At 38.4% G+C, this 11,999-nt stretch carries 11 protein-coding genes; all 11 read left to right on the plus strand.

The annotated features are described in order from the left end of the window. The coding region (locus GSY74_RS08745; protein ID WP_223157515.1) for a hypothetical protein at nt 1-831 on the plus strand (831 nt) is incomplete at its 5' end. Next, the gene (locus tag GSY74_RS08750) at nt 821-1,267 is read left to right on the plus strand and encodes a phage tail protein (RefSeq protein WP_164664725.1); all 447 of its coding nucleotides are present in this window, start codon (nt 821-823) and stop codon (nt 1,265-1,267) included. The genes GSY74_RS08745 and GSY74_RS08750, both read left to right, overlap by 11 nt. An 8-nt stretch (nt 1,268-1,275) precedes the next feature. Further along, complete coding sequence (locus GSY74_RS08755) at nt 1,276-1,893, plus strand: LysM peptidoglycan-binding domain-containing protein (protein ID WP_255494588.1); 618 nt, start codon at nt 1,276-1,278, stop codon at nt 1,891-1,893. Further along, on the plus strand, nt 1,893-2,969 hold the full coding sequence (locus tag GSY74_RS08760; protein WP_164664727.1) for a phage late control D family protein: 1,077 nt from the start codon (nt 1,893-1,895) through the stop codon (nt 2,967-2,969). Before GSY74_RS08755 ends, GSY74_RS08760 begins: the two co-directional genes overlap by 1 nt. Next, nucleotides 2,956-3,678, plus strand: a complete 723-nt coding sequence (locus GSY74_RS08765; RefSeq protein WP_164664728.1) for a phage baseplate assembly protein V — start codon at nt 2,956-2,958, stop codon at nt 3,676-3,678. Before GSY74_RS08760 ends, GSY74_RS08765 begins: the two co-directional genes overlap by 14 nt. Then, a complete protein-coding gene (locus tag GSY74_RS08770) occupies nt 3,678-3,974 on the plus strand; it encodes a PAAR domain-containing protein (RefSeq protein ID WP_164664729.1) in 297 nt (98 codons plus the stop codon). The genes GSY74_RS08765 and GSY74_RS08770 overlap by 1 nt, the downstream gene beginning before the upstream one ends. 9 nt (nt 3,975-3,983) lie before the next feature. Next, on the plus strand, nt 3,984-4,373 hold the full coding sequence (locus GSY74_RS08775; RefSeq protein WP_164664730.1) for a GPW/gp25 family protein: 390 nt from the start codon (nt 3,984-3,986) through the stop codon (nt 4,371-4,373). Nucleotide 4,374: 1 nt separating this feature from the next. Next, nucleotides 4,375-6,924, plus strand: a complete 2,550-nt coding sequence (locus GSY74_RS08780; RefSeq protein ID WP_164664731.1) for a baseplate J/gp47 family protein — start codon at nt 4,375-4,377, stop codon at nt 6,922-6,924. Beyond that, nucleotides 6,921-8,801, plus strand: a complete 1,881-nt coding sequence (locus GSY74_RS08785; protein WP_164664732.1) for a baseplate J/gp47 family protein — start codon at nt 6,921-6,923, stop codon at nt 8,799-8,801. The genes GSY74_RS08780 and GSY74_RS08785 overlap by 4 nt, the downstream gene beginning before the upstream one ends. Beyond that, entirely contained in the window at nt 8,798-10,438 is a 1,641-nt protein-coding gene (locus GSY74_RS11050; RefSeq protein WP_164664733.1) for a phage tail protein, read from the plus strand. The genes GSY74_RS08785 and GSY74_RS11050 overlap by 4 nt, the downstream gene beginning before the upstream one ends. Nucleotides 10,439-10,448: 10 nt before the next feature. Further along, nucleotides 10,449-11,999: PASTA domain-containing protein (locus tag GSY74_RS11055; protein WP_164664734.1), on the plus strand; the 1,551-nt coding region annotated here is incomplete at its 3' end.

Here is an 11,999-nt window from a genome sequence, read left to right on the forward strand (position 1 = left end):
AATATTCCTCACTCTCTATTCATTCCACCTCAGGAGAGGTGGAACGAGAAAGGAACCGATGGCTTTAACCTCGCAATATTCGGGACTAAAGTCTCCGATTCCAAAGTGTTTTACAAGATGTCGAATAAGAGTATAGAGAATAAAAACAATTTTCTCTCTTTTTATCAATATGAGAGTATGAAAGCATTTCAAAAGTTAAAAAATCTAAAAAGTTTAAAAAACAGTTTTATTTTTCATAGAAGTGGAGATATTAAATATAGCTCTTCAAAATATAAAACAGCAAACTCTTTCACATTTTCTCGTTCCATCCTCTCTGAGGTGGAACGCATAGGCAGTAACAACAAAAATCAACGATTGAATCTTCTAAACATTCCACCTCAGAGAGGATGGAACGAGAAGCACGCTTTGGAATCGGAGACTTTAGTCCCGAATATAACGATGCTAAAGCCATCGTTTCCTAGTTTTTCAAGAAGTATTTTAAATAAAAATTCAAAATATTCATTCAATTCAAATCAGAATATAGTGTGTGACATGGTCACACCTACGGAGCTAAACTATAACAGAGCAGATAACACAATCGTAGAGATAACTTACAAAAAAGAGAATATAAAAAAAGAGGAACAAAATACCAACTCATACAGTAACATTAACTCCCCAATAACTATAAAAAATGGTGTAGAGGTAACAGATAGCCATGAAGAGAAGATAGAGAATTTAATAAACACTGTAGAGCAGAGAGTTATCCAAAGAGTCAGCTCTGATGTGATGGCAAAAGTTGAAGCAAAATGGAGTCGTGAAATCATGAGAAGAGGAGGAGACTATGGCAGATAGTAGAGCAAAAAAAATACTAAATTTTAGATTTTTAGTAGAGTTTAATGGCATTGTAGTAGGTGGCTTTTCAGAAGTGAGTGGTTTTGAGCAAACGATAGAGACGGAGGATTATAGAGAGGGGGGAGGTTACTTTGTCCATAAACTTCCAAAAGCAGTTGTGCAAAGTACACTCAAACTCAAGAGTGGCATGAGTGTTGATGATGAGCTATGGAGATGGTTTTCTCGCTGTAGAGATGCGGTACTATATGGACAAGCGCTGGAAAAGAAGAGTATCAAAGTGACTATGTTAGATGAAGCTAGAGGAGTACAGACCTATTTTGTTTTTAACAACGCCTACCCTATTAAGTGGAGTAGTACAACACTTAGTGCTACTAGTAACTCTGTGGCTATTGAAGAGTTAGAGATTGCCCATGAGGGTATGGTAAGGAGCAAGTAGTGGAGAAGATGACAATCAATATAATGGCAGGTGAGTATAAAGATGAATCTTTCGAGTTGCCGTTTAATCCCAATGAGTATACAGAAACTCTAACCAATATCTATAAAGAAGATGAGCTTGTTGGACTCAAAAATGCGATTGACCAGTTCAAGAGTATCAAAGAGGGTGATTTGACTCTAAATCTTCTTTTTGATACGACAAGTGAAGGGATAGATGTTAGAGTTCAACTGTTTAATTTGGATGATATTAGCAGGATGGATAAGAAGTTACATGCACCTCCACCTTGTCAATTTGTTTGGGGGTCGCTTACCTTTTATGGGGTTGTTAGTGAGTATAGCCGTAAGTTTACCTACTTCTATAGTGATGGAACACCAGCACGAGCCAATGTGACGCTCAAACTCAAACGCTACAAGAGTACCGAGGAGATTGAAAAAGAGAATGAACTTCACTCATCAGATGTCACTAAAGTCCATCAACTAAAAGAGGGTGAATCACTATTTTATTTAGCACACAATCATTATCAAGACCCCACACTATGGCGTAAGTTGGCTAGAGATAATGGGATTGATGACCCACTTAATATAGAACTGGGTTCTATGGTGAGATTAGCACCAAAGGATAAGTAATGTCCTCACTAGCCTCCAAAAACCAAGAGTTTAATGCCCCCGAGGTTGAGGTTCTTATCGATGGAGAGTTGATTAGTAAATCTCATCTCTATGTCACCAACTTAGAGGTTGATTTGAGTAGTGAGATGGCTTCGCTCTTTAGTATGACTATTACCAAGACAATAAGTGACACATTAGAGATAACAGAGCCTTGGATTTTCAAGATGGGTGCTAGTGTGAAGATTCGTATAGGGTATCTAAGTGAGTTTGTGGATGTGATGGATGGAGTTATAAGCTCTGTGACTTATCACTATGGAGATGATAAACATTTGAGCATAGAGGTCGAGGGGTGTGATTTGCTCTTTTTGCTTATGAAAAAGTATAATCAGAGAAGCTTTTCGGAGATGAGTGATAGTGAGGTGGCTAGTGCTGTTATTGCTAATTATGGCTTAGAGAGTGATATAGAGGATAGTGGGGTTATCTACAACCATATACAACAAGACCATGAGAGTGATTTCTCTTTTCTTGCACGACTTGCAAAGAGATGTGGTTTTGAATTCCATAGTAGAGGTGAGACTATCTGTTTTAAGTCACCTGCTGTTGATAGAGCCACAGATGAAGTTTTTACTTTTGGTGTTACTCCTTTGCAAATTAGTTGTCGGCATGACATTACTCATCTCTTTGAGTCTGTAAAGACACAGGGGTGGGATGTACTAAATAGAGAGGCGATTGCAGAGGAGTCAACTTTGGATGAGGTAGGTAGTGTGGAGAGTAGTTGGGAGAGTGCTTCTGCTTCTCTTGATAGATTGGGGCTTTCTGATATATCCTATCCTCTTAGTGAAAACTATGAGAATAGTGAGTCAGCAAAGTCTGAGGCAGATGCGATGATGAGGAGATTTGCTTATACTTTTGTAGAACTGAAAGGCTCGATAATCGGAGTACCAACACTAGCCCCTTCCACGGTGATAGAGCTAAAAGGTTTTTGTAGAGAACACAATGGTAAGTACTATCTAACGCGTGTGATTCATCGTATTGGTGAAGAGGGTTTTACAACCCACTTTGAGATGAGAGGAGACAGAATCCATGAATCCCTTTGAGAGAATAAAAAGTACAACCCAAAATGGAGAGCATAAGGGTGTTGTATCTGCTTTGGTTGTGGATAATGTTGACCCTGAATCATTTGGACGCATAAAAGTACAGTTTAACTGGCTACAAGAGGGTGAGCAATCATTTTGGGCAAGAGTCTCAACCCCTATGGCAGGGAGTGAGCAGGGAATCTATTTTATTCCTGAGATTGATGATGAGGTTTTGGTGGTCTTTGAACATGGCAAGATTGAGTATCCTGTGGTTATTGGTTCTCTCTGGAGTGGTCTAAATCTTCCTCCACAGAACAATGATGATGAGAAGAATAACATTAGACAAATAGTCTCTAGAAGTGGTCACTCACTAACTTTTGATGATAGTGATGGGGAGGAGAAGTTGACTTTAGCATCATCAGATGAGCATAAGATTGAGTTTGATGACAAGAGTAAAACGGTGACTCTGCTAAGTAAAGGGGGACACACGATAGTGATTAATGATGATAAAAATGAGATTTTAATCCAAGATAGTGGTGGTAGTGAGATAAAGATGGAGGCAAATAGTGGCAAAGTCTCCATCAAAAGTAGTGGTGACCTCATCTTGGAGGGTGGTATGAATGTAACAATAAAAGCAGGAGCTTCACTGAAACTAGAGGGTGGAAGTGGTACGGAGCTAATAAGCTCTGCTATTACTACTATCAAAGGTTCACTAGTGAAGATAAACTGATGGGAAATCCAGTAGCTAGAGTGGGCGATACCACTTCACACGGAACACCACTCTCTCCTGGTCCAGGGAGTGCCAATGTGCTTATCGGTGGGCTTCCTGCTTGGCGAGTGGGGATAGACTTTCATGCCTGTCCACTGGTAACAGGTACAGTACCTCATGTTGGTGGCATGGTTGTTATGGGTAGTACAACGGTGTTTATAAACGGTATGCCTGTTGCTCGTATGGGTGATAGTATAGTAGAGAGTGGTCCTCCCAATAGCATCGCTATGGGTGAGGCTACTGTATTGATTGGCTAGGAGAGTGTTATGAAGAGAGAATTTTTAGGACGTGGATGGAAATTTCCTGTCGATATTGGTGATGATGGAGCATTTCTACTTAGTGAAGAGAGTGAGGATATTAGAGAAGCTATTTTGATTATACTCAAAACTGCCAAAGGTGAGAGGGTGATGGAGCCAGAGTTTGGTTGTGGGATTCACTCTTTTGTTTTTGAGGTGATTAACTCGGTCACCATGACGCGTATGAGAGAGGATATTCGAAAAGCTCTACTTCTTTATGAACCACGGATAGAGGTGATGGATATTCGAAGTGAGTATATAGATAGTGGTATTTTGAAGTTTGATATTGAGTATCGAGTTATAAGTACCAATAGTAGATACAATATAGTCTATCCCTACCATATGAGCGAGGGGCGTTGAGATGAGACCACCAATATTGACACTAGATAAAGTAGAAGATTTTGAGAACTCCATAAGAGATTTAATTCCCTCATATCTTCCAGAGTGGAAACCAAGAGATGGTGAGGTGGGTTGGGCTGTGGCTAAATCCTTTAGTCAGATGTCCACACAGATTGCTAATCGACTCAACAGAGTACCTCAAAAACTCTTTTTATCCTATCTTGACAGACTAGAGATGAGACCCAAAGAGGCACAATCAGCCCTAACTCCGATAGAGTTTAAGTTACGAAAAAAAGGAGCCAAATCAGCACGGATACCTATAAAAAGTCAGCTTATGAGTCAATCAAAAGAGGTTTTTGAGACGCAAAGTGAGTTTACAGCGATGAGAGCAGAGATACTCTCTTGCTATTTTGTTAATAAGAGAGAGGATACCATCAGTGATATATGGTCACAACTTATCGCTAAAAAAGATGCTTTTTTGGACTCCAAGGGTGAAGCGAATAGGCATGAACTCTATATTAGAGATGATAAACTTTTCCGTTTTCAAAAAGGTTATGGAGAGAGACAGAGGGTTACTCTGCGTATTCCATATCAAGAAGATAGCCAAAAAGATATAAAGTGGTTCTATTGGGAAGATAATGGAGAGCTTCAAAGATGGATAGAGTTTAGAAAAAAAGTTGGAAAACGGTATATCTATCTAAAAAAGAAGCAAACAACACCAACCTCCACTACCACGGTTAATGGTGAAGAGGGATATTGGATTAGAGCCACGATAGATGTTGTAGATAAACCAATAAGTATAGATAATTTTGCTATTCGTCTAAGTTCGATTAGTGGACTTGATGCCTCTTTTACCAATGATGTGCCTATTGATTTGAGTGAAATTTTTTTCCCTTTTGGAGAGGAGCCTAAGCTTGAAGATAGCTGGTATCTAGCTTCAACGGAGGGGTTTTCAAAGAGTGGTCATAAGGTAAAATTACTCTTGGATAATATAGGTTTACTAACAGATGGTAAAGCTACTCTATCATGGGAGTACAATAGTGGTAAAAGTTGGCAACAATTGAATATAAAATATAGAGAAAAAGATGTTATATTTACCATACCCAATGATATTAATCTCTTTAAACACAATGATATAGAGAGCTACTGGATACGGGTGCGTATTGTTGCAGGTGGATATGCTCAAACCACGATTAATACAGCTCAGGTAGTAACCAAAGAGTGTCTAAGTTCAGAAGGAAAAACAACCACCTTTGAGATTACTCAAAATGCACTAAGCACCACCTATACAGCACCAACATTGAGCTTTAACTATATAACAGTCAAAGGGTCAACAGAGGAGTTTCAAACTATTATTGCCTACAATAATTATAATTATAAAAAACATCAAAAGATACCAACTCCTATCTTTAAAAGTTTTGAGGGTAGAGATAGGTCTCTCTATTTGGGATTTGATAACCCTTTTGAGTTGGGGTTAGTAAGTCTCTTTTTTGCTGTAGCTATTCGTCAGCTAAAACTCACTCGTACTATTAAGTGCTTCTATGAAGATATAGATTCTACATGGAGAAAACTAAAAATAGAGGATAAGAGCCAAGCACTTCAAAACAGTGGAACCATAAGTTTTTTGGCTCCAAGTGAGCAGAGAGCATCTACGCTATTTGCCACTTTGGCATATTGGATTAGGATTGATTTTATTGAGGATAGCTCCCAAACAACGGAGGCGAAGCCTTCTGATTCCAACTTTTTTGATATACCAGTAGGAGATGGTGACCAAGGGGATATTATCCAAGGCATCTATCTAAACAGTGTTTGGGCTAAATATAGTCATGGTGGAGAGGTTGGAGCCAACGGAGAAGCTCACAGTGTCAAGAAATTAATCACTACAATACCTGCTGTCAAGGAGGTTACCAATCCACTCTCTATAGCAGGAGGAGCCAAAGCAGAGTCCAATGAGAAGCTTATCCAAAAAGCACCTGCTAGGATACGCCATCGTAATCGTGGCATTAATCAGCAAGATATTGAATCACTAGTCTATGAAGCTTCAGCAGACATAGCACAAGCAAAACTTTTTTCATTAAGTGAAAGTGGTAGTAACAGTGTTGTTCTCCTGCCATTTTTAGATGAACCGATGCCAAAACCTTCCTTTCTGCTTCGTCAGCAGATAGCGGAGTATCTTGATTCAAGAATCTCTGCCGTATCTTCACTAGAAGTAATTGCTCCTGAATATGTTTGTATCAATGTAGTAGCCACTCTTCACACCAAAGAGGTCTCTTACGCAGACCGTATTCATGAAGATACTTTAAGTTCCCTTGAATCTTATCTACATCCATTGAGTGGGAAAATTAATGGAGCTGGATGGGAGTTTGGAGAATCTGTATGCCTATCAGATGTAATTGGTCTGTTGGAGCATATCCCCTATGTGGATTATATAAGTAATATTGAGGTGATAATGAAGAGTGCTAATGATAAGAGAGTTCTTAGTGACTCAAATAGTAAATCTATACCGATTCCCCCTTATGCACTTATTGCATCAGGTGAACATAAAATCATAGTAGTGGAGGTAGAGAGATGAGTATTATAGTACCAGAGCTTGATGATATTGGATACAGAGAGTTCAGAGAGGAGTCAGAGGCTAGATTGCCCAAAGATGCCCCAAGATGGAGTGAGCATAATCTATCAGACCCAGGGATTACCTTTTTGGAGATGCTATCGTGGCTAAGTGATATTGAACTCTATCGGCTCAATCGTATTACCCCTAAGCACCTACAGAAGTTTTTGGCACTTCTTGGAGACCACTACCCTAGTGCCAGAGCTTCAAAGGGGATGATTGTCTCTACGGAGGGTGTCTCATCTGATATAAAAATTGATGTAGGAACGGCTATTGAGATGGAGATAAACCAGAGAAAAAGAGTCTTTCGTACCAAAAATAGATTTTGTGGAAATCCTGCTAAAATTGACCGTATTGATGTATTTAGAGAGAGTGAATTGTTTATATCACGACGAGTTGATAGTGGTGAGATTGAGCCTTTTTATGCTTTTGGAGAGGAGCCTAAAGAGGAGAACTTTTTCCGTCTCATTTTAAATGGGATTCCCTCAAAAGATCTAAATCTATATATTGAACTAGATGAGTCTAATCTTCCCTCTTATAATCAGGAGTGGAGAGATGATTATCTATGGTTGCAAGAGCATGATAGTATTAAATTAGAGTGGTATATAACTATAGATGATGTAACTTATTGGATAGAACCAAAAGAGGATAAGAGTCTAAATCTTCGTTATAGTGGTATGGTTTCATTTACAATTGACAAACCAATTAGTAGCAGTGCAAAAGTTTTAATAATATGTAGATTGAAAAACAGCTCATATATGATTGCCCCTTTTATCAAAAATATCTATCTTAACAGTATAGAGATAGAGCAGAGTGAAGCTATAGTGGAGAGGATAACAAGTAGTGGTGAAGCGAATCAAGAGTTGACTTTGGGTCATGAGTCTCTGTTGGATGCTAAGGGTAGTGGAGTTGCTATTGAGGTAGAGAGTGGTGGCAAGATAGAGTCTTGGAGGCGTGTTGATACGCTTCAAAACTCCAAAGAGGAGGATAGAGATTTTATCTATGATAATACCACACAAAAGGTTCTCTTTGGAGATGGGCAGAGAGGTTCTATCGCTCCGTATGGCGATACTATTATCTGCAAATATCTTATAACTAGAGGTGAGAGTGGAGTAGTAGCCAATAGGGCTGACTCTTGGACTATTAAAGGTTTTGAAGCGTTAAATTTTTATAATCCTAGAGGCATTAATGGTGCAGAGTCTATCCCTAGTTATGAGAGACGCTTTGCTACGATTATAGAGCGTTGGAAAACACCTACACAGGCTGTAACACTAGAGGATTATGAGACCCTTGCCAAGATGACAGCAGGTCTGCGTGTAGCAAGAGTAAAAGCTTTTGTAGATAAGCAAAAAAAGAACTGTGTAGCTGTTGTTGTTGTCCCATATAGTAGAGGTGACTATCCAATGCCTGATGATTTCTTCTGTAGACGAGTCTGTAGATTTTTGGATAGCAGACGGCTTATTACCACAGTTATAGATGTTATCAAACCAATCTATACAGAGGTGGGAATCACTCTTCACATAAAAATTCATGCACATTTTGACATGGGGCGAGTTCGCAGAGACAGTGTAGAGGCTATTGATGAGTATCTACATCCACTAAGAGGTGGAGATGATAAGAGTGGTTGGGAGTTTGGGCGTGGAGTCTATGTTTCAGATATATATGCTCTAGTTGAGTCTATAGAGGGTATCTCATGTATATTTGATATATCATTTCATGGAGAGGGAACATATGATAACAGAAAAAAAGTATATACCATCGAAAAGAAGTCGCTTATTAGAAGTCTAGTTCATAGAGTGACATTTGAAAAGAGTAGCCTAGCGTGTGGAGGTGCATTGTGAAAAAGAAAAAACAACAATTTATAAGTGCAGAGAGAATCAAGGGGGATAGCAACTACTCTATTGATAAGAATGGAGTATCTCTGCCGTCTAAGATGCGTTCTGTTAGCTATCCACCCCAAAAACTAGATTTTCTTATCAAAGCATTCTGCTATAGAGATCACAGAGATGAGTTACTTCTATTAGATAATTTTGGGCTGATTTGGCGATACTATAGTAGTGTGGAGACTCTTCAAAAAACAGCTTTACAATTTGATGAACCCATCAAAGATATTGAATCTATTGGAGAGATAGTTATTGTTCAGTTCAACGAGCGTATAGAGGGTCACTTCTTGGCTAATGGACAGACCATATGGAGCAGAAATATTGTAGCCTCTTCCATCTCTAAATATAGTGAAAAGTTAATAGACATCTTGCAAAACTCTTTGGAATCGGAGACTTTAGTCCCGAACAAGACGAGGCTAAAGCCATCGGTTCCTAGTTTTGCAAGATGTCTAATAGCTATAAAAGAGAACGCTACTGATGAGCCGATAGTTTTAAATGAGGGTGGTGAGATTGTCTCTGTAGATAAACCATCATCATATCCTCTTGAAGACTGCATGGGTAGGAGTTGGAAGTTGGAGAGTGGAGAGCTTAGATATTCAATGCAGAGTCGTGAATATATATCACAAAACAGCCCTCTATATCTATTGGTGGATTCGCTAGAGTATAATACTCGTTGGCACAAGATATTCATAGATTATGATACTCCAGATGAGTGTGATATTCGCATGGAGGTAGTAGCAAGTAATGAGAATCCATTACCTGATGGTAGCTCTTATACAACTATAAAAAATCTAAACAGAGATACGCTTCTGCCTGATAATCTTCAAGGACAATACCTATTTTTGAAAATATATCTAATCGGAGACCAGACACTCCAAAACTCACCAACAATCAAAAGTCTAAGAGTAATCTATCCTCGCTCAACCTACCTAGAGTATCTACCAACTTACTATCACGAGAATGAAAAATCTGCCATGATATTGGAGCGTTTTTTCTCTATATTTGAAACCACATTCTTAGAACTCGAAGAAAGAAGAGCCAATACCCCTTCACTTATAGATAGCAAAGAGACCTCAAAAAAGAATTTGGCATGGCTCTCTAGCTGGTTGGGGTTAACCTATGATGAGAGTTGGGATGAGAAGAGTTGGCGAAAGCTTATCAGTGAAGCTCCAAAACTTTTTGATATTCGTGGTACGAGAAAGGGTATTGAACGAGTCATTGAAATCTATAGTGGCACTGTTCCACTCATTCAAGAGCCTATGCATAGACGATGTCAAAAAGATAAAGATATAGACAACTATAGCTTTTGTGTTTTTCTAAAACCTGAACAGTATAACAACATGGAGGAGGTGAAGACAATCAGACGCATAGTAGAGGAGTGGAAACCTGCCTATACAAAAGCTAGTGTAGTTCCCCTAGAGCATAATATCCTTTTGGGAAGTTATGTTTTTTTGGAAATCAATACGAAGCTTGAAAAGAGAAAAGTGCATCTAGGTGATGTTCGGATACCTTTTGGTGGGTTGGCTCCTGCTACCGAGGGTGATATGAGAAGTTTGGAACGCGTACGCATTGATAGTGATGCCATTTTACATTAAAGGATAAACAGTGGAAACAGATAATAAAAAAAATAACGAAATGGTAGTTGCATTTGAACGAAATAACTACTTCTATGGCAAACTACTCACAGTAGATGATTTTCAGACTGAACAGGACTATTTTCATAGGAAGAGTCTCCTCTTAAACAGAGAACTTGAAGGGAGTGGTATTCTTAGTGGGCTTGATGTCTCAAATGTTATTAAAAAAGAAGATGATAATCTCACGATGAATATTACAGCTGGAGAAGCATTGGACTCTTGTGGAAATCTCATTATCATGAATCGTAATAAAGCTTCTATAAAAAATAACTCTTTAAATGAAATTCTTTATCTCTATATAGAGTACAAAGAGTGTAAGAAGGATAGTGTAGAGTCGATAACCAAAGGAGAGAGCTGTGACGAGAACTGTTGTTCTAATCGTATCCTAGAGACTTTTGAACTCAGACTTTATACAAGCAAAGAGAATCATAAAGGTGTATTTCTAGCTACTTTGGAGAAAAATGAGAATAGTGATACTTATATAGTTAAGAGTAGTGAGCGTAAAATCATACGAAGTAATCAAGAGATTGATAATGATGTTACTGCTCATATAAATAGTACAGATAATCCACACAGAGTTAGAGCCGATCAGGTAGGAGCAATCAAGAGTATCAATCTCATACAAAGTAGTGGTGGAGATATTAAACTTGAATCAAAAGATAAAACTATAAAGATTCTACCAGATGATGATAACAAAAGTATAAATATTGAACTCTCAGAGACCGTTCTTGAACAACTTCATTTAGAGATTACAAGTATCAAATCAAATCTCAATATGGTACTTCGTTTCTTGATGGATAAGGCATTGAAATATAAGCTCAAAGCTTTTAGTTCTGTACTAGAACATTTTGAGAGTAGAGTGGCTATAGATATTGTAAAAAGAGTAAAAGAGGCGATTGATAATCGTATCTATCTTAGTGAAAAAGATTTTTTAACTCTAATGAGGCATCTAGCAGAGCAAGAGAGTAAACTGATAGATGAGATTAAAGCAGAAGCTTTACCAACACAGCTAGAACTTTATGAAAAGGCTATTGCTGGACTCAAAAAGGCGATGAGAACAGGAAATCTATTTGCTATTGCTGTAGCACAAGATGAGGTGTGTGAGAGAGCAGAGTGGTTAGTACCAAGAGTTGAGAGAGTTGAAGTACCTAATATCGTCTCACTAGATATTCAAGAGGCTCAAACCATACTAGCTAGAGAGGGATTACTGGTTGGTAAACAGAGTTATACCATATCAGAAGATGCCCCTGAAAACACTATTTTAACTCAAACTCCAGATGCTGGTACAGAAGTTGTAAAAGGTAGCGAGATTAATATAGAGATAGCTGTTCGACCTGAAAAAGTTGAAGTTCCTGATTTAATAAATCTTGACCGTTATGATGCAGAGTATAAACTTATAGATGCACAATTAACTTTAGGAGTTGTTGTTGTCGAGGAGACAAGTGATGATATTGAAGAGGGAACTGTACTATATCAAGAGCCACTTCCAAATAGTGAAGTTGACCCTGGAACAGCTGTAAAT

The organism is Sulfurovum sp. bin170 (genome assembly GCF_010892395.1).
Lineage (GTDB): Bacteria > Campylobacterota > Campylobacteria > Campylobacterales > Sulfurovaceae > UBA1140.